Origin of the sequence: Massilia horti, from assembly GCF_004614195.1 — a bacterium.
Lineage (GTDB): Bacteria > Pseudomonadota > Gammaproteobacteria > Burkholderiales > Burkholderiaceae_D > Telluria > Telluria horti.
In genome coordinates this window covers 177,730-196,280 of the sequence record NZ_SPUM01000047.1, presented here as the reverse complement: position 1 = coordinate 196,280, position 18,551 = coordinate 177,730, and the positions used below count along the sequence as shown (strand labels likewise).

The window sequence follows — 18,551 nt, the reverse complement described above, 5'->3', positions numbered from 1 at the left end:
GCCAAGCGGCAATAATGTGCCAAAATGCATATTGAGCCATTCCGGCCACTGATCATGACCCCTGATTCCGCCCAGACACTGCCGGCAACCCTGTGCCCCTCCCCGACCGAGGAGGCGCTGGCAGCGCTCGTCGCGATTGCGGCCCGGCACGCAGGCGAAGCCCTGATGCCGATGATCACCCGCATGGTGGCGGCCTTGCTGGACCTGAGCGGACCCGGCTGCGATCCCGCTGGCGCTGCCCAGCGGATCAAGTCAGGCAACCTGCTCAATAGCCACTCGTACGCGTTTGTCCACCTGGCCTCGAGCGCTCTGACCCAGGCCTGGCGCAAGCAGGTCGAGCAGCTTGTACCTGCTCCATCCGCCGCCAAACCGGCAACGCCCGCAGTGCTGGAACTGGTGCCGCTCGAGGAAATGGACAGCAAGGTCGCGTTCGGCGCCATCGCACGGCCGTTCGACATTGCGCATTCCGAGGCCCTGGCGCTGCTGTCGGTACGGCTGGGTGTGCTGCTCGGGCGCGCCATGCTGCGCGCCGACCAGAATCCGTTCCGGCCCGAAGTGCTCCTGCTGGCGCTGCACCAGGCATGGCGCGAGTTCGAGCCCGAGCAGGCTGCCCACCCCCTGATCCTGCCGCTGCTGCGGCCCGACATCGTGTTCGACCCCGGCCCGATGCTCGACGAGCTGAACCAGTCGCTGGCTGCCAGCGGCCGCCAGGGCAAGGCCGAGCGCTTTCGCAAGACCGATGACGGCGCGGCGGCCAGGGCCGCCAAGGCCAGCCGCAAGGCCGCGCTGGCGGACCAGTTGCGCAAGTTGTTCGGCGCTGACGATGCCGCGCTGGATGCCGAGGAAGGCGTTCCCCTGATCCCGGATCTGCCGAACATGCCTCAAGGGAATGGGGGCTGGCGGCCGAGCGGGGCCGACGGTTTCATCCCGGCGGCAACGGCGCAGCTCGCAGGCGGCGCGCACGCGCAGCCCAACGGCAGCGCTTCCCCCGGCGTTGCGGCAGTGGGACCGGGCCACGGCATGCCCGGGCAGGTGGCAAGTTCCCCGGCCCATGCCAACGTGGCGCCGCTGCTCGACATGCTCGGGCGCATCCAGCTCGATCCGGCGCCGTCCGCTGCTGTTAGCGAGGGCGGGAGCGCGGTGCCGCACAATGTGTTCTATCTGCCGCGCCTCAAGCAAAGCCTGCCGCAGGGCAGTCTGTCGCGCAACGACGAGCGCACCCTCGATCTGCTCTCGCGCATCTTCGAAACGGTCCTGCTTGACGATGCCATCCCGCCCGCGACCCGTGAACTGATCCAGTTCCTCCAGGTGCCCGTGCTCAAGGCCGCGCTGCGCGACAATAGTTTCTTCTTTGAAGAAGCCCATCCGGCGCGGCGCATGCTCGAGCTGCTCTCGCGCATGGGTTGGGAACAGCGCAAGGACCAGGACGACCCGATGTTCCAGGTCATGAAGCGCAGTGTCGAGCGTGTCGGCCAGTCGGCCGATGCGGCGGGCGAGGCGTTCGTGCAGGCCGTCGCCGACCTCGAGTCCAGCATCGGCGACCAGGAGCGTGCGCTGGAACAAGCGATTGCCGAGCCAGTCTCCCGGGCGCTGCGCCAGGAAAAGCACGCGACCGCAGTGCGCGCCGCGCAGGACGCGGTGGCCGTGCGGGTCGGCAGCGGGGACGTGGTCGCGGTGATCAGCACCTTCCTCGAAAACAAATGGACCACGGTGCTGACCCTCGCGTACACGATCGAGGACAACAAGCCCGGCGCCGTCGGCAACGCGACCCGCACCATGGACGAGCTGATCTGGAGCGTCAAGCCGAAAGCGACCCAGGAACAGCGGCGCGCCCTGATCGGCCGGCTGCCGGCCCTGCTGACGATGCTCAACAAGTGGCTCGACGCGATCAAGTGGCAGGACGCCGAGCGCCTGCAGTTCTTCGCCCAGCTGGCCAAGATCCACGCGTCGATCGTGCGCGCGCCGATCGACGCTTCGCCCGAGCGCCAGCTCGAATTGGCGGTCGAGGCGGCGCAGCAGGACGCGCTGCGCCGCGTCGCACAAGAACAAGCCGCCGCCGTGCGCGAGGAGGCGGCGCCCAAGGACGAGACCGAATTGCTGGTGGATGGGCTGGAGCGCGGCATGTGGCTTGCATTCCGGCAGGCGGACGGCAGCGAGCGCAAGGTCAAGCTGGCCTGGGTCAGCCCGCTGCGCACCCTGTTCATCTTCTCGGCCGGGGCCGGGAGCGACGCCTTCTCCATGCAGGCCGACAAGCTGGTTGACGCGCTGCGCACGGGCCAGGCGCGTGTGGTGGAGCAGGAAGGCGTGGTCGGGCGCGTGCTGTCCGAGGCGGTGCAACAGGCCGCGGTAAATGACGCCGCCGCAGTTGCCGCGTGAGACCCTGCACCGAGCGATTTGTTGCACAAAAAATGGGGTCAGACCCCGGGTCAGAGTCGAATTGTTGGGCAACTTCCGAAAGTTGCAAAACAATTTGACTCTGACCCTCCTTGCCTATTTGCCGCTTGCCCAGCTTCAACCGAGGGTCAGACCCTAATTTTGCGGCAACTTCAAGAACTTGCCGAATAAATCGACTCTGACCCTAACGGGCATTGCAAAGCGACGTGCCGCCCCGTAGGATGAATCACGCAAAACGCAGCGCAATTCACGGTTAGAGGCGCCAGCGGTGGCGCTTGGCCAACATTGCATCGCGTTTTGCGTTTCTTTATCGCATGTTTCGGCGAGGCATAGTCACGCCTTCGACATGCGGTTGATTCACGTTACGGGAGGGGTTGGGGCGCTTCACGGGCCGCACCGCCGTGTTTGGCCAAACCGCTGAGCTAAGGTATAGTCCAGTACGCCGCTCCGGCGCTTATCCTCATCCTGAACATGATCTGGTCATACATCTCGGCGCTGGGAGGGCTGAACGTGACGGTGCTCGTCGGCCTGGCGATCGCCGCGTGGCTGGTCGGGGCGCGTTGCTGGCGCCTGTCGCTGGCCTGGTGCGTGCTGTTCGGCGTGGCGCTCGCGGCTGCGGTCGCGAGCCAGGTGGCGTTCATCGGCTGGGGCATCGGTGTGCGTCCGTTGGATTTCACCGGCTTTAGTGGTCACGCAACCCGTGCCGCCGCCGTTTATCCGGTCGCCGCATTCCTGCTGCTGGAGCGCCGCCCGCTGTGGCTGCGTATCGCCGGCGTCGCCTGTGCAGTCCTGCTGGCCGCGCTGGTGGCCGGCGCGCGCATCAAGATCGGCGCCCATTCGGTGTCGGAGGCGGTTGCTGGTTTCTGCCTCGGCCTTGGGGCGGCCATGCTGTTTATCCGTCTTGCTCATGCCAACCGGCGCGGCGCGCCCAAACCGCTGCTGATCGCGCTTGCGCTGGCGATGCTGCTGCTGCCCAGCGCCGAACCGCCCAATACGCACCAGTGGGTGACGGCCCTGGCCCTGGCGCTGGCGCACCAGGACCGCCCTTATTTACGGGGCAGTTGGAAGCCGGCCGGCAGCCCGTATGTGCCGCCGTGCGAACCAGAAAGAGTGCGGTTTGGGTATGTATGTACGTAGGGTCCGTTTCAAAACGAGCAGGGCAGGGTGCGGCGACGAAGGCAGGGCGGTCGCGCGGCCAGCATGCGCAACGCCGCCATGCTCATTTTGAGGCGGCCTCTTAGTCGATATGCAATCAACAAATGGTATGATTCACCCTTCGATGACTCCCCAGAAGCCATAAGCAAACGTGCGACTATCCTCCATCAAATTGTCGGGATTTAAGTCTTTCGTCGATCCCACCAATTTCCAGGTGCCGGGTCAGCTTGTTGGCGTGGTGGGGCCGAACGGCTGCGGCAAGTCGAACATCATCGACGCGGTGCGCTGGGTGCTGGGCGAATCGAAGGCGTCCGAGCTGCGCGGCGAGTCGATGCAGGACGTGATTTTCAACGGCTCGACCCTGCGCAAGCCGGCCGGCCGGGCGTCGGTGGAGCTGGTGTTCGATAACAGCCACGGCAAGGCGGCCGGGCAGTGGAGCCAGTACGCCGAGATCGCGGTCAAGCGCACGCTCACCCGCGACGGCACCTCCAGCTACTTTATCAACGGCCAGCCCGTGCGCCGGCGCGACATCCAGGACATCTTCCTCGGCACCGGCCTGGGGCCGCGCGCTTACGCGATCATCGGCCAGGGCATGATCGCCCGCATCATCGAGTCGCGCCCGGAAGAGCTGCGCGTGTTCCTTGAGGAGGCTGCCGGCGTATCCAAGTACAAGGAACGCCGCCGCGAGACCGAGAACCGGCTGGCCGACACGCGCGAGAACCTGCAGCGGGTCGAGGACATCCTGCGCGAGCTGAATGCCAACCTCGAGAAGCTGGAGGCGCAGGCGGCGGTGGCGAACCGCTTCCGCGAGCTGCAGGCCGACCAGGAAGAGAAGCAGAAGCTCCTTTGGCTGCTGCGCAAGAACGAGGCGCAGGCCGAGCAGAAGCGCTACTTCCGCGAGATGGAAGAGGCGCAGACGGGCCTGGAGGAGCAGACCGCGAAGCTGCGCAACGTGGAGCTCGATCTGGAACGGATGCGCCAGACCCACTTCGCGGTGGGCGACCGCCTGCACCAGGCGCAGGGTGCGCTGTACCAGACCAATTCCGAGATCGGTAGCCTGGAGGCGCAAATCAAGTTCGTGATCGAATCGCGCACGCGGCTGCAGAATCAGATCGCGAGCCTGACGGCCCAGCGTGACCAATGGCTGGAGCAGGCCCGGGACTACGAGGAACAACTGATCGAAGCCGAGATGCGCCTCGAAGAGCTGGCCGCGCGCGCGGAGGGTGCGCAGATCGCGGTGGAGGTGCACAACGAACGCCTGCCCGAACTCGATGCCGCCTGGCGCGAAGCCCAGCAACGCAGCGACGCCTCGCGCGCGAAGATCATGCAGGTGCAGCAGAGGATCGAGCTGGCATCTGCGCACCAGCGCAACGCATCGAACATCCTCGCCAACCTGGCCACCCGCCGCGAACGCCTGCAGCAGGAGAAGAACGGCCTGAACGTGCCGGACGGCGGTCACCTCGAGAACCTGCGCATGCAGCTTGAGGAAAAGACGCTGGCGCTGGAAGAGCAGACCATGCTGCTGGAAAGCGCCACCGAGCAGCAGGAGCACGTCGAGCAGGAACGCAAGGCAGCGCACGCGCAGGTGCAGGCCGAAACCGCAGCCAGCGCCCAGCTGGAGGCGCGCCTGTCCGCGCTGCGGCAACTGCAGGACCGGGTCCAGACCAAGGGCAAGGTCCAGCCCTGGCTGGAGAAGCACGAACTGGACACGCTGCCGCGCCTGTGGCAGAAGCTGCAAATCGAGGACGGCTGGGAGACCGCGCTGGAGGCCGTGCTGCGCGAGCGTACCGGTGCGCTGGAAATGTCGAACATCGACTGGGCCAAGGCCTTCTTCGCAGACGCGCCGCCCGCACGCCTGGCGCTGTTTGCGCCGCTGGCTGCCGGTGCCGCGCATGCGGCCGAAGTGGCGGGCGAAGTAGCAGGACTCAGACCGTTCGCCGATCTGCTCAAGCTGAACGATCCCGGCCTGCGCGGCGTGTTGAACGACTGGCTGCACCACGTTTTCGTGGCCGAGGATACCAATGCCGCGTTTGCGGCGCGCGCGCGCTTGCCGGTCGGCGGCTGCATCGTCACGCGCCAGGGCCACCTGATCACGCAGTCGAGCGTGCGATTCCACGCATCCGATTCGGAGCAGGACGGGGTGCTCGGCCGCCAGCACGAGATCGACAACATCGGCAAGCAGTTGCGCGCCCAGTCCTTGCTGGCCGATGAGGCACGCACACGCGCTGTGCGCGCCGATGCCGCGGTGGCCGACCTGGCCCGCCGCCTGCAGGACGGCCGCCAGCGCAGCGCGAGCCTCACGCGTGAAGTGCATGCGCTGCAGATCGAAGTGGTCAAGCAGGGCGAGGTGCAGGCGCGCTTCAACCAGCGCAGCACCCAGATTGAGGCGGACCTGGCCGAGATCGTGGCGCACGAGGAGGAGCAGCGCCAGGCCAAACTGGAAGCGGAGGAGCAGTTCGAGCAGCTCGACATGGAGCTGGCCGAGATGCAGGGGACGCACGAGGACGGCCAGACCGTGTTCCTGCAAAAGGAGCAGGCGCTGGCCGATGCGCGCGACAAGCTGCGCGAGTTGGAGCGCGGCGCGCAGGAGGCGCTGTTCGCGGAAAAATCCCAGCGCAGCAAGATGGAGGAACTGCGGCGCCACATCGCGACCGCGCAGCAGCAGGCCGCGCAGGTGAGCGAGAGCCTGGCCGCCGGCCAGCATGAGCTGGGTGCGCTCGAAGCGGGCAGCGCCAACGAGGGCTTGCAGGATCTGCTGGAGCGCCGCACGGCGCAGGAAAGAGCGTTGTCCGATGCGCGCCACGAACTGGACCAGATCACCCAGCAGTTGCGCCATGCGGAGGAGTCGCGCATGCAGTCCGAGCGCAGCCTGCAGCCGCAGCGCGACAAGATCACCGAAATGCAGCTCAAGGAGCAGGCCGCGCGCCTGAACCAGGAGCAGTTCGCCGAAGCGCTGGCCGCGACCGGGGCCGACGAGGCGGCGCTGTCGGAAAAGCTCGGCGCGGACATGAAGGCATCCTGGCTGCAGGGCGAGGTGACGCGCCTGACCAACGCGATTAGCGCGCTGGGCGCGGTGAACCTGGCCGCGGTCGATGAACTGACCCAGGCCACGGAGCGCAAGCGCTTCCTCGATTCGCAGAACGCCGACCTGCAGGAGGCGATCGCCACGCTGGAGGACGCGATCCGCCGCATCGACAAGGAGACGCGCGAGCTGCTGCAGGACACGTTCGACCGCGTCAACCAGCATTTCTCCGAGCTGTTCCCGATCCTGTTCGGTGGCGGTAACGCGCGCCTGGTGATGACCGGGGACGAGATCCTCGACGCCGGCGTGCAGGTGATGGCCCAGCCGCCGGGTAAGAAGAACGCCACCATCCACCTGCTGTCAGGCGGCGAGAAGGCGCTCACCGCCACCGCTTTGGTGTTCTCGATGTTCCGCCTGAATCCCGCGCCGTTCTGCCTGCTCGACGAGGTGGACGCGCCGCTCGACGATGCCAACACCGAGCGCTTTTGCCGCATGGTCAAGCGCATGTCGGAGCAGACCCAATTCCTCTTCATCTCGCATAACAAGATCGCGATGGAGATGGCCAACCAACTGATCGGTGTGACGATGCAGGAGCAAGGCGTATCGCGCATCGTGGCGGTGGACATGGAGTCCGCCGCGAATTTCGCTACTGAGGCACAAGCAGCATGACTGAATTTCAAATGAGCCTGATCGCAGCCGGCGGCGTGTTCGTCGTCGGCGTCATTAGTTATAACAAGTGGCAGGAGTACAAGGCCCGCAAGAGCGTCGAGCGCGCATTCGCGTCGGACCACGACGATGTGCTCATGCGCAGCGATGCCGGTCCGGTGGTGCGCCACGAGCCGGTGCTGGACCTGGACGGCGTGCCGACGGGCGACAACATCGCATTCGAATCGTCGGTGGCCGCTGTGCCGCCGGTTGGTGCGGCTGAAGAGATCGCGCCGATCCCAAGCGCGCCGCTGCCCGGCGTCAAACCGGACACGCCACCGGCCGAAGTGGCCGAGAACCTGGTCGATCCGCTGATCGATGGCCTGATTCCGCTGGCGCTGGAAGCGGCGGCGCGCGGCGACAAGCTGCTGCCTGCGCTGCAGAAGCTGCGCCGCGTCGGCAACAAGCCGATTCACTTCATCGGCCTGGCGGTCAACGGCGACTGGGAGCCGATCGTGCACGGCGGCGTTTATACCAAGCTGCAGGCAGGGGTGCAGATGGCCACCCGCACCACGGCGCTCAACGAACTGGAATACTCCGAACTGGTCACGCGCCTGCGTGCGGTGGCCGACGAGATCGGAGCCGAGCCGGAAGTGCCGGACATGCGCGAGGTGATGAGCGAGGCGCGTACCCTGCACCGTTTCGTGTCCGGCCACGATGCCCAGTTGGGCGTGAACCTCAAGAGCAAAGGCGCGCCGTGGGCGATCAGCACCCTGATCGGCGCGCTGGAAAACCAGGGCTTCGACGTGCGCCCGGATGGCCGCTTCGTGATGCCGGACGGCGAGGGCGGCGCGTTGTTCACGCTGTCGACCAACGTGACGCTGGGCGCCGACTCGACCAGCCGCCTGACGCTGCTGCTCGACGTGCCGTGCGTGGCGCCCGCGAAGGATGGTTTCGGCTCGATGATTGCCTGCGCCAAGTCGCTGGTGCAGCGTCTGGACGCGATCATCGTCGACGACGGCGACCAGCCGCTGCTCGACCCGGCGCTGGACGAGATCAATGGCCAGGTCAAGGAGTTTTACCAGGAGATGGAAGCGGCCGAGATCCCGGCCGGCTCCACCCGCGCGCTGCGCCTGTTCAGCTGAGGATGCCCGGTCGTGACCCATAAAGAAGTACAAATGGACGACCAGACGCGCATGGCGTGGCTGGTCAGGGAACTGAACCAACACATCTACAACTACCACGTGCTCGACGCGCCGACAATTCCGGACGCCGAGTACGACAAGATGTTCCGCGAACTGCAGGACTTGGAAGCGGCGCATCCGCAAGCGGTGTCAAGCGATTCGCCGACCTTGCGCGTTGGCGCCGCGCCGATCCCCGAGTTCAAGCAGGTGACGCATGCCGTTCCCATGCTGTCGCTGAATAACGGCTTTTCGGATGAGGATGTCGAGAACTTCGACCGCCGCGTGCGCGAGGGCGTACACGCGCAGCAGGTCGAATATGCCTGCGAACTCAAATACGATGGCCTGGCGATCAGCCTGCGCTACGAGAACGGCATGTTCGTGCAGGCCGCCACGCGCGGCGACGGTTCCACCGGCGAGGACGTCACAGCCAACATCCGCACCGTGAAGGAGATCCCGCTGCGCCTGCATGGCGAGGCGGTGCCGCGCGTGCTCGAGGTGCGCGGCGAAGTGTTGATGTTCAAGGACGACTTCAACAAGCTGAACCAACGCCAGCGCGACGCCGGCCAGAAGGAATTCGCCAACCCGCGCAATGCGGCGGCGGGCAGCCTGCGCCAGCTCGATTCGCGCATCACCGCCCAGCGCCGGCTGCGCTTTTTCGCCTACGGGATCGGCGTGCTGGAAGGCGCCGACATGCCCGAGTCGCACTCGGCTCTGCTCGAATGGTTCCATCGCCTGGGCATGCCGACCTCGAAGGAAAGCGCCGTGGTGCGGGGCGCACAGGGCCTGCTCAGCTACTACCGCAACGTCGGCGAGCGGCGCCCGGGCCTGCCGTACGATATCGACGGCGTAGTCTACAAGGTCAACCGGCTGGAAGACCAGGAGACGCTTGGTTTCGTCTCGCGCGCGCCGCGCTTTGCGCTCGCCCACAAGTTCCCTGCAGAGGAAGCGCTGACGACCGTGCACGATATTGAAGTGCAGGTGGGCCGCACCGGCGCGATCACCCCGGTGGCGCGCCTGCAGCCGGTGTTCGTGGGCGGTGTCACCGTCACCAACGCCACCCTGCACAACGAAAACGAGGTGCGGCGCAAGGACATCCGCATCGGCGACACCGTGATCGTGCGCCGTGCCGGCGACGTGATCCCGGAAGTGGTCAGCTATGTGCCGGAGCGCCGTCCCGCCGATGCGCGGGAATTCGTGATGCCGACCCAGTGCCCGGTATGCGGCTCGCCGATCGTGCGCCTGGAGGACGAGGCAGTGGCGCGCTGTTCGGGCGGCTGGACCCACTGCCCGGCGCAGCGCAAGGGCGGCCTGCTGCAGTTCGTCTCGCGCCGCGCGATCGACATCGAAGGCATGGGCGACCAACTGGTCGATCAACTGGTGGACAAGGGCCTGCTGCGCACCGCGGCCGACATCTACAAGCTGGACAAGCCCAAGCTGTGCTCTCTCGAGCGCATGGCCGACAAGTCGGCCCAGAACGTGCTGGACGCGATCGAACATTCGAAGAACACGACCTTCGCGCGTTTCATCTATGCGCTGGGGATCCGCAACGTGGGCGAGTCGACCGCCAAGGCGCTGGCCCAGCACTTCGGCAACCTTGACGCGCTGCTGCACGCGGCGCAGTGGGAAGGCGGCATCCAGCTGCTCGAAGTGCCCGACATCGGCCCGGTGGTGGCCAAGTCGATCAGCGAGTTCCTGACCGATCCGGATAACCTGGCGCTGGTGGCCGAACTGCGCCAGCACCTGCACTGGAAGGAAGGCGAGCACGTGATGAAGGCGAACGGCGGCCTCACCGGCAAGACTTTTGTGCTGACCGGGACCCTGCCGACCCTGACGCGCGACGAAGCCGGCGCGCTGATCGAAGCGGCGGGCGGCAAGGTGTCGGGCTCGGTGTCGAAGAAAACGTCGTACGTGGTCGCGGGCGAGGAGGCCGGCAGCAAGCTGGCCAAGGCCGAAGCGCTGGGCATTACCGTGCTCGATGAGGACGGCCTGCGCGCGCTGCTGGCGCAAGTGAACGGCGAACCACAACAGGAAGAGCAGGAACAATGACAATCATCAGGAAGGCCGTATTCCCGGTCGCGGGCCTGGGCAGCCGCTTTTTGCCCGCAACGAAGGCGCAGCCGAAGGAGATGCTGCCGATCGTCGACAAGCCGCTGATCCAGTACGCGGTCGAGGAGGCAGTGGCCGCCGGCATTACCGAGATGATCTTCATCACCGGCCGCAACAAGCGTGCCATCGAGGACCACTTCGACAAGGCCTACGAGCTCGAATCCGAGCTGGAAGCGGCCGGCAAGCAGCAGCTGCTGGACGTGGTGCGCGGGGTGATCCCCAAGAACATCAGCTGCATCTACATCCGCCAGTCCGAGCCGCTGGGCCTGGGCCATGCGGTCCTGTGCGCGCGGCCGGTGGTCGGCAACGAGCCGTTCGCCGTGCTGCTGGCCGATGACTTCATGGACACCGCGCCCGGCCACAAGCCGGTGCTGGCCCAGATGACCGATCTGTACGCGTACGAGAAGTGCAGCGTGCTGGCGGTGCAGGACGTGCCGCGCGCGAACACGCGTCAATACGGCATCGTCAGCTCGACGGCGTACCGGCCGGACCTGGAGCTGGTGTCCGGCATCGTGGAAAAGCCGCAGCCGGACGAGGCGCCTTCGACGCTGGCGGTGGTCGGCCGCTACGTGCTGAGCGGCGCGATCTTCAAGTACCTGGAAAACCTGGGGACCGGGACCGGCGGCGAGATCCAGCTGACCGATGGTATCGCCGCCCTGATGCAGGCCGAGCGTGTGCTGGCCTACCGTTATGCGGGACAGCGTTATGATTGTGGATCCAAGCTGGGATACCTGAAGGCGACCGCCGCCATCGGCCTGAAACACCCGGAGACTGCGGACGGCTTTCGTGAATTCCTCGCACAACTGCATAAGGAGCAAGGCCTGACATGACCGTACGCGAGATTCTCAAGATGGGCGACCCACGCTTGCTGCGCGTGGCCGAGCCGGTCCAGGAGTTCAACACGCCCGCACTCGACGCGCTAATTGCCGACATGTTCGAGACCATGCACGCCGTGAACGGCGCGGGGCTGGCCGCACCGCAGATCGGCGAGAACCTGCAGCTGGTGATCTTCGGTTTTCAACATAACACCCGCTACCCGGAGGCGCCCGAGGTGCCGGAGACCGTACTGATCAACCCGACCCTGCGCCCGCTCTCGGATGAGATGGAAGAGGGCTGGGAAGGCTGCCTGTCGGTGCCGGGCCTGCGTGGCAGCGTGCCGCGTTACTCCAGGCTGCTCTATGAGGGTTTTGACCAGCTCGGCAACCCGATCATCCGCCAGGTGGAGGGCTTCCATGCGCGCGTGGTGCAGCACGAGGTCGACCATCTGCTGGGTGTCCTGTACCCCGCGCGGATCAAGGATTTTTCGCGTTTCGGCTATACCGAAATCTTGTTCCCCGACCTCGAATCCGGAGGGGATGATTGAGCCATTCAAGACGAATGGTGGCGGCAGTGCTGCTGTGCGCCTTTGCGACAGCGGCGCATGCCGGGACCCTGTTCAACAAGATCGATCCGGCGCCGCAGAGCGAATTCCGGGTCAACAGTGGTTTTCTGACCGCGCACTTCGACAGCGGCAAGGGCCTTAACGGCGAAAACCATGGCCTGGGCGGCGAGTACAAGTTTTTAGGCACCATGTCGGCCACCGTCGGCCGTTTTTACAACAGCAATCGCCAGTATTCCAACTATGCCGGCGTCATATGGCAGCCTTATGCGATGGGCCCGGTGCGCGTGGGTGCGTCCATTGCCATGTTCAATGGCTATCCCCATATGCGGGGTGGCGGCTGGTTCCCGGCCGCGATTCCGACTGCGACCTGGGAATACCAGCGTTTTGGCGTGAATGTCGGCGTGGTCCCGAGCTACAAGGACCGCCTGTATGGAGGGGTTTCGATACAGTTTAAGTTCAAACTGTCTGAATAAAGCGAGACGTTGTCACGGATGCGATTGCTTCCCGCCTCCCAGTTGCATTTGCAACTTTTCGATGGCAGGATGTAACCAGCAATAAATTTCGTGCCAACAGCTAGGAGGTGCCAAATGTCACTCTTCCTGCGCTCGCTCCTCGAGTTTTTGACCCGCGATCTTTCTGGCAGGACATGGGAAGTTCGCAAGAGCCATCCATACTTTGGCGAGATGACCTATTACGGCAGCAGGGATCCCGAGGCATGCTATTGGGAGGCGGAGCTGGACGTGCCGGGACAGCCGAAACCGATCGGCGTCGCCATGCGCGGTACGGAGGAAGGCCCGGAGCCGTCGGAGGAGGCCTTTTGCAAACAGGCCCTCGCCAACATCGACGCGCTGTTCGAACGATGCCAGCCGGCGTTCGAGCCGGTGTTTGCCGAATGTACCAAGCTGCCGTTTCCAACTTCCTGGCGGGAAGCTTTCGTGCTTGATGGCATCGATATCCCGGCAGGCGGAGAGCCGAACGGGGAATGGTGCATCTATTATTTTGTCGAACCTGCTGGCCACTATTTCACCGCGCATATCGAATCAGGCAAGGTGACCAGTGTGCTAGTTGATGGATAATTCCAACCATGTGCGTTAACTTTCGTCCACCCCTGCCCGAACAGCTCGATGCCGTACTCGGCGTCCTGGTAGACCTCTACAAGGACTGGGACTGGCCAACGGAAACCTGGAAAGACTACCAGGCCCCGATCCTGCGCGGCGGCAGCGACGGCCAGCGCGAGCTATGCCTGGCAAGCTATGGCATGGTGCCGCGTAATCATATTCCGCCCGGCGTTAAAGTATTCGACACCATGAACGCACGCGCCGAATCGATCGGCGAAAAGCGCTCGTTTGCGCCGGCGTGGCGCAAATTGCAGCTGTGCGCCGTGCCGATGACCTGTTTTTACGAACCTTGCTACGAAAGCGGACGTGCCGAACGTTTCGGCATTGGCATGCAGGATGAATCGGTGTTCCTGGTCGCCGGCCTGTGGCGCGAATGGCAGCAGGCGGATGGCAAGGTGCAGACGTCATTTACCCAAATAACGATTAATGCCGACGACCATCCGCTGATGCTGCGCTTTCACAAGCCAGGGGATGAAAAACGGTCGCTCGTCATACTTCCACACGACGATCTGGATGCGTGGCTGTCCTGCAAAGATACGGAAATGGCCCGTAGTTTTCTCCGTCATTATCCGGCCGAGTCGATGAAGGCCTGGGTCGCGCCAAAAGCGCCTCGGGCTTCAAAGACGCAACCCGCTTCCGATTCATTGTTTTAGGCGGCGCTTTAGAGCGCCCAACAAACCCTGCTTGCCGTGCGCTTCAAAGCCCGCTCATCTGTTTGGCCTTACTGGCGTTCTTAGTTTGCTCAGTTGGCGTGCTGCGGATTACGGTGCGCCGCTGTGCATGACAGAACGCCGGCAACCAGCAAAACCATCGCGGCGGTTTCCAGTGCAGTGGGCAGGCGCTTCTCCCAGATGAACGCATAGAGCAGGGCGAACAGCGTCTCGAACAGGATCATCTGACCCATCATCGTCAGCGGCAGCAGACGACTGGCGCGATTCCAGAACGCGTTGCCGAGCACCGAGGCGCAGATCGCGACGCCGGTCACGATGGCGCCGAAATAGAGCCAGTCGGCGTCCGCGTGCGCATTGGGCAGGAAGATAAAGGCTGGCACCGCGAGCAGAATCGCCTGGGCGCCGGTCACCACGCCTGTCAGCAGGCTCCAGTCGTGTGCGGAAACGTGATGCAGCCGTGTCAGCCAGCGGCTGTTCTGCACCGCGTAGATGGTCCAGGACACCAGCGCGCCGGCCGCGCACAGCATGCCTTCAAGCGAGCCGTTACCCGCGGTGCGCAGTGACTGCCAGCCGATGCACACCAGCCCTGCGCTACTGAACAGCAGCGACGGCAGCAGGTGCTTGAACGGCACCGCATCGCGCTCGCGGCTGCCGACCAGGGTGACGGTCACCGGCAGCAGGCCGACGATCAGCGAGGTCATTGCGATGCCGCCGGTCTGCACCGCGTGCGCGAGCAGGACAAAATACAGGATGTTCCCCCACAGGCTGAGCCAGGCGAGGGCGCGCCATTCGGTCCAGGTCAAGCTGGCTGCGAGCCGGCGCCACGAAGGGATGATCAGGGCCGCTGCGACCAGGCCGTACGCAAGGTAGCGTCCAGCCGACAGCTGGAGCGGCGCAAAGCCGTGCGCAAGTTCGGGGGCCAGGAATACCAGCCCCCACATGGCGCCTGCGACGATGCCGCAGCCAATGCCAAGCCAGGTGTTCTTCAAAAACGGATCTCCAGAATGCGCCGGGTGTTGTCCTGCCCCCGGTGATGCCGGTGATCGGAAGTAATCAGGCTTTTACGAGTTTAGCAGAGAGCGCAGATGCTCGCTTCAGAGGTTGTTCTGTTCCCCGCATGGCGCCGGCATGCCGTAGGGTGCGCACCTGTGCGCACGCGGTACGGTTGAATGTCGTTGGCGCCGGTACGCACACGTACCGCGTGCGCACTGGTGCGCACCCTACGCACCCAGCCTAAAGGGTTTGAGGGTAAGGGCTTTTTCCTCCTTCGGCAATGAAGCGGTCGATGCGCGCCTCGAGCACGGGCAGCGGCACCGATCCCAATTGCAGGACGGTGTCGTGGAAGGCGCGGATGTCAAACCGTGCGCCAAGCGCCGCCTCGGCCTTTTTGCGCGCGGCCATGATCGCCATCTCGCCTAGGTAGTACGACAGCGCCTGGCCGGGCCAGGAGATGTAGCGGTCCACCTCGGTCTCGATCTCGTGCTCCGCCAGCGCCGTGTTCTCGTGCATGTAGGCCTGCGCCTGTTCGCGCGTCCAGCCCTTGGCATGAATGCCGGTGTCGACCACCAGCCGCGCCGCACGCCACGCCTGGTAGCTCAGCATGCCGAACGTTTCGTAAGGCGTCTCGTAGATGCCCATTTCGCTGCCCAGGCGTTCAGAGTAGAGTGCCCAGCCTTCGCCAAAGGCGGAGATGTAGGCGCGCCTGAACGGCGGAACGCCTTTTTGCTCCATCGCCACCGGCATCTGGAACGCGTGGCCGGGTGCGGACTCGTGCAAGGTCAGCGCGGGCAGGCTGTAGAGAGCGCGCGCCGGCAGGTTGTAGGTGTTGACCAGGTAGACGCCCGGGCCGCCGCGGCCAGCGGTGTAGTAGGGCGCCTGGTCGTCTGGCACCGGAACGATCGCAAAGCGCCGGCGCGGCAGGTAGCCAAAGTACCGTTCTGCCTTGGCGTCGAATTTTTTGGCCACCCACGCGGCGTGCATCAGCAGCTCCTGTGGCGTCTTGGCGTAAAAGCGCGGATCGGTGCGCAGGAAGTGCAGGAACGCTGGCAGGTCGCCGGTGAAGCCGGCATCCTTCATCGTCTGCTGCATCTCGGTGCGGATCTTGGCCATTTCGGACAGGCCGATCTCGTGGATCTGCTCGGCGGTGAGGTGCGTCGTGGTGTATTCCACGATCTTCGACTGGTAGTAGGCTTTCCCGTCCGGCAGGCTCTCGGCCGCCAGCGACTCGCGTGCGTGGGGCACGTATTCAGTGCGGAAGAACTGAAGCACCGCGGCATATGCTGGCTGCACCGCGGTGCGGATCGTTTGCGCGGCCTGGGCACGGAGGGCGGCCTGCTCGGCGGCGGGAATACTGGCCGGCATGGACTTGAACGGCTGGTAGAAGATCGTATCCTCGGGCGCCTTCGCTTCGGCCACCGATGCGAGCGAGGCGTCGCGGCCTGTGAGCGTCACCTTCGGCGGAGTGAAGCCGCGCGCGAGGCCAGCGCGCATGTTGGCGGTTTCCTCTTCAAAGTAGCGCGGCAGCTCGCCCATCTGACGAATGAAGTTATGGTAGTCGGCGGCAGTCTTGAAAGTGCGGCGCGGCGTATAGGTTACGTTGGTCCAGAAGGCGCTGTCGGCATTGACCGGCTGCTCGTACTCTTTGAAGCGCAGGGCTTCGATGAATGCCGCGATCTGCGCGCGGTAGACGTCATGGTCGACGCGCTCGGCGGGCGAAAGCGCGGACGGATCGAGCGTGTCGAGCTGCTTCATCACGCCCTGCCAATAGGCCAGGCGCTGCTGCTGGGTCTTGGCGTCGGCGCGCGGCAGTACCGCGCGCACGGTATCGCGATTGTCCTCATCCGCGGCCAGGTTCTGGGCGACGCGCCACTTCCATTCCGTGTTGTAGATGGCCTTGAATCGCTGGTCGGCGGTGCCGCTGGCCGGGGTGCCTGCGATGGCCGATGCTGTCAGCGCCAGTCCCAGCGCGGTCGTGAGAATGATCTTTTTCTTCATCGTTGTTCTCGTTCCTGGTTGAGGTTTGGTTGTCGATGGGGGATCTGCTGGTTGGGGCGTGCGATCGGTCAGCGCTTGACCCTGGCGAACGCCTCGTTCGCGTTCCAGGTCGGCATACGTGGCGCATTGGCCACCGCATACCCCAGGTTCAGCGTGAACTGCGCCTGCTGCACCATGCCCGACAAGTCCCAGGCCGGGTTGTACTCGTCGCTAGTCTGGTGGTAGCGCTTGGTGTAGCCGATCATCGCGGCGCTGGATGCTGCCTGGTCGTGCGCAAACTCGAAGCTGCCGTCGCCCGAGAACACGGCCGAGCCGACATTGAACGCTGGGACGCCGGCCTTGGCGAAGTTGAAGTGGTCGGCGCGGAAGTAGGCTCCGCCCAGGTCCGGCACGGGCGGCGCCAGGCGCATGCCCATCGACCCGGCCACCTGCGCGGCAGTCTTGTACAGCGAGCTGCGTTCGCTGCCGTGCACACCAATGTCGCGCGTCTTGCCGACGAAGTTCATGCTGTCCAGGTTCAGATCGGCGGCGGTCTTCGCCAGGGGCCAAAGCGGGGCGCGCACGTAAGCAGCGCTGCCCAGCAGGCCCTGTTCCTCGGCTGCCGGCCACAGGAAAATCTGGGTACGGCGCGCCGGATGAGCGCTGGCCGCCTGCGCCATCGCCAGCAGCGCTGCGCTGCCGGAGGCATTGTCGATCGCGCCGTTCCAGATGTGGTCCGGCTTGCCGTTGCCTGCGTCGATTCCAAAATGGTCCCAGTGCGCCGAGTAGATCACCGCTTCGTCGCGCAGCTTGGGGTCGGTTCCCGGCACGATCCCGGCCACGTTAAATTCGGTGATCTCGCGCACCGCGCTGGCAACCTCCGCGTGGACAGTCGCGCCAAGATCGATCGGCTTAAAGCCGCGCACCTCGGCTGCGGCGCGTAATGCATCCAGGTCGTGGCCACCCGCTGCGAACAGTGCGCGCGCGCTGTCCTCCGAAATCCATCCCTGCAGCGCATTGCCAGGCCCGGCCAGATGGAACTGTTCGTGCGAAAAGCTATTGGCCGGCACGCTCCATGGATAGCTGGCGGAAGCATCCGTGTGGATCAGCAGGATGCCAGCGGCTCCCTGGCGCACCGCTTCCTCGAACTTGTAGGTCCAGCGGCCATACCAGGTAAGCGACTTGCCGCCAAAGCGATTCGGTTCGGCTGCGGTGGGCTGGGGATCGTTGACCATCGCGATCAGGACCTTGCCCTTGACGTCGACGCCCGCGAAGTCGTTCCAGTTCTCGTCCTCGGCATGAATTCCGTAGCCGACGAAGACGACCGGCGCGTCCAGTCGGGTCTCGGTCTTGCCGTTGGCATTGGCGAACACGACGTCGGTACCAAGTTGCGGGGCGAGCGTCTTGGAGCCGGCCGCAAAGCGCAGCACGCTGCCTGGCAGGGTCTTTTGACCGACCAATTTCACCGGCTGCCGGTAGCTGTTGCCGCTGGCCGGCTTGAGGCCCATCGCCGCAGCCTGGGTCTCGAGGTAGCGCACCGCCAGCTCGCCGCCGCGCTGGCCGGTGCCGCGGCCTTCCAGCAGGTCGTCCGCGAGAAACGCCAGATGCGCGCGCAGCGGCGCCTCGGTGACTACAGGCTGGCTGTGCGCGAGTGCGGTGTGGCTGAGAATCGTTAGAGCGAGGAGGGTGGATGGCAGGAGACGGCGGGAATGGGACATGGATTCTGCATATGGATGAGCTTGGCAACGAGTGATGCTACCACGGCCGTTCTTGATTTTCTTCAAGACTATGAGAATGGCATCGCCGCATACCTCCTGCGTCGCCCCGGCCATACTGAGCGCCGGCGTAGTACGCGGCCTAAACCGGTTGTACTCGGCCTTGATCTTCCTCTTGCACTTCATC

General features: G+C 64.9%; 13 protein-coding genes. 10 read left to right on the top strand and 3 right to left on the bottom strand.

Features of this window, described 5'->3' with window-relative positions; translation table 11 throughout:
• Window positions 1-54: 54 nt before the first annotated feature.
• The 10 genes from E4O92_RS08760 to E4O92_RS08715 all read left to right on the top strand — a co-directional run bounded on the left by E4O92_RS08760 (window position 55) and on the right by E4O92_RS08715 (window position 13,658).
• Window positions 55-2,376 carry a DUF1631 family protein gene (locus E4O92_RS08760; RefSeq protein ID WP_135189383.1) on the top strand — a complete coding sequence of 774 codons (2,322 nt, stop codon included), beginning with the start codon at window positions 55-57 and terminating at the stop codon, window positions 2,374-2,376.
• A gap of 489 nt (window positions 2,377-2,865) precedes the next feature.
• Window positions 2,866-3,531, top strand: a complete 666-nt coding sequence (locus tag E4O92_RS08755) for a phosphatase PAP2 family protein (protein WP_135189382.1) — start codon at window positions 2,866-2,868, stop codon at window positions 3,529-3,531.
• A 169-nt stretch (window positions 3,532-3,700) separates the two neighbouring features.
• Window positions 3,701-7,240, top strand: coding sequence for a chromosome segregation protein SMC (gene smc, locus E4O92_RS08750; protein ID WP_135189381.1), 3,540 nt, complete (start codon window positions 3,701-3,703; stop codon window positions 7,238-7,240).
• Window positions 7,237-8,361, top strand: a complete 1,125-nt coding sequence (locus E4O92_RS08745; protein ID WP_135189380.1) for a cell division protein ZipA C-terminal FtsZ-binding domain-containing protein — start codon at window positions 7,237-7,239, stop codon at window positions 8,359-8,361. The genes smc and E4O92_RS08745 overlap by 4 nt, the downstream gene beginning before the upstream one ends.
• A 33-nt stretch (window positions 8,362-8,394) precedes the next feature.
• Window positions 8,395-10,446 carry an NAD-dependent DNA ligase LigA gene (ligA, locus tag E4O92_RS08740; protein WP_135189400.1) on the top strand — a complete coding sequence of 684 codons (2,052 nt, stop codon included), beginning with the start codon at window positions 8,395-8,397 and terminating at the stop codon, window positions 10,444-10,446.
• Complete coding sequence (gene galU / locus E4O92_RS08735; protein WP_135189379.1) at window positions 10,443-11,336, top strand: UTP--glucose-1-phosphate uridylyltransferase GalU; 894 nt, start codon at window positions 10,443-10,445, stop codon at window positions 11,334-11,336. The genes ligA and galU overlap by 4 nt, the downstream gene beginning before the upstream one ends.
• Window positions 11,333-11,869 carry a peptide deformylase gene (gene def, locus E4O92_RS08730; protein ID WP_135189378.1) on the top strand — a complete coding sequence of 179 codons (537 nt, stop codon included), beginning with the start codon at window positions 11,333-11,335 and terminating at the stop codon, window positions 11,867-11,869. Before galU ends, def begins: the two co-directional genes overlap by 4 nt.
• Before the next feature lie 14 nt (window positions 11,870-11,883).
• Complete coding sequence (locus E4O92_RS08725) at window positions 11,884-12,360, top strand: hypothetical protein (protein WP_229483180.1); 477 nt, start codon at window positions 11,884-11,886, stop codon at window positions 12,358-12,360.
• 114 nt (window positions 12,361-12,474) lie between these two features.
• Complete coding sequence (locus tag E4O92_RS08720) at window positions 12,475-12,963, top strand: hypothetical protein (RefSeq protein WP_135189377.1); 489 nt, start codon at window positions 12,475-12,477, stop codon at window positions 12,961-12,963.
• Between the two features lie 8 nt (window positions 12,964-12,971).
• The gene (locus E4O92_RS08715; RefSeq protein WP_135189376.1) at window positions 12,972-13,658 is read left to right on the top strand and encodes an SOS response-associated peptidase; all 687 of its coding nucleotides are present in this window, start codon (window positions 12,972-12,974) and stop codon (window positions 13,656-13,658) included.
• Window positions 13,659-13,747: 89 nt separating this feature from the next.
• On the opposite strand, the gene E4O92_RS08710 is transcribed toward E4O92_RS08715, so the two are convergent.
• The 3 genes from E4O92_RS08710 to E4O92_RS08700 form a co-directional block, all read right to left on the bottom strand.
• On the bottom strand, window positions 13,748-14,665 hold the full coding sequence (locus tag E4O92_RS08710) for a DMT family transporter (protein WP_135189375.1): 918 nt from the start codon (window positions 14,663-14,665) through the stop codon (window positions 13,748-13,750).
• Between the two features lie 244 nt (window positions 14,666-14,909).
• A complete protein-coding gene (locus E4O92_RS08705; RefSeq protein WP_135189374.1) occupies window positions 14,910-16,670 on the bottom strand; it encodes a DUF885 domain-containing protein in 1,761 nt (586 codons plus the stop codon).
• A gap of 68 nt (window positions 16,671-16,738) precedes the next feature.
• A complete protein-coding gene (locus E4O92_RS08700) occupies window positions 16,739-18,367 on the bottom strand; it encodes a M28 family peptidase (RefSeq protein WP_135189373.1) in 1,629 nt (542 codons plus the stop codon).
• Window positions 18,368-18,551: the final 184 nt, after the last annotated feature.

Excerpts from the sequence above, each read along its gene's own strand:
- E4O92_RS08760 (WP_135189383.1), top strand. The coding sequence starts at position 55 with ATGACCCCTGATTCCGCCCAGACACTGCCGGCAACCCTGTGCCCCTCC.
- E4O92_RS08755 (WP_135189382.1), top strand. The coding sequence starts at position 2,866 with ATGATCTGGTCATACATCTCGGCGCTGGGAGGGCTGAACGTGACGGTG.
- E4O92_RS08745 (WP_135189380.1), top strand. The coding sequence starts at position 7,237 with ATGACTGAATTTCAAATGAGCCTGATCGCAGCCGGCGGCGTGTTCGTC.
- ligA (WP_135189400.1), top strand. The coding sequence starts at position 8,395 with ATGGACGACCAGACGCGCATGGCGTGGCTGGTCAGGGAACTGAACCAA.
- galU (WP_135189379.1), top strand. The coding sequence starts at position 10,443 with ATGACAATCATCAGGAAGGCCGTATTCCCGGTCGCGGGCCTGGGCAGC.
- def (WP_135189378.1), top strand. The coding sequence starts at position 11,333 with ATGACCGTACGCGAGATTCTCAAGATGGGCGACCCACGCTTGCTGCGC.
- E4O92_RS08725 (WP_229483180.1), top strand. The coding sequence starts at position 11,884 with ATGGTGGCGGCAGTGCTGCTGTGCGCCTTTGCGACAGCGGCGCATGCC.
- E4O92_RS08720 (WP_135189377.1), top strand. The coding sequence starts at position 12,475 with ATGTCACTCTTCCTGCGCTCGCTCCTCGAGTTTTTGACCCGCGATCTT.
- E4O92_RS08715 (WP_135189376.1), top strand. The coding sequence starts at position 12,972 with ATGTGCGTTAACTTTCGTCCACCCCTGCCCGAACAGCTCGATGCCGTA.
- E4O92_RS08705 (WP_135189374.1), bottom strand. The coding sequence starts at position 16,670 with ATGAAGAAAAAGATCATTCTCACGACCGCGCTGGGACTGGCGCTGACA.
- E4O92_RS08700 (WP_135189373.1), bottom strand. The coding sequence starts at position 18,367 with ATGTCCCATTCCCGCCGTCTCCTGCCATCCACCCTCCTCGCTCTAACG.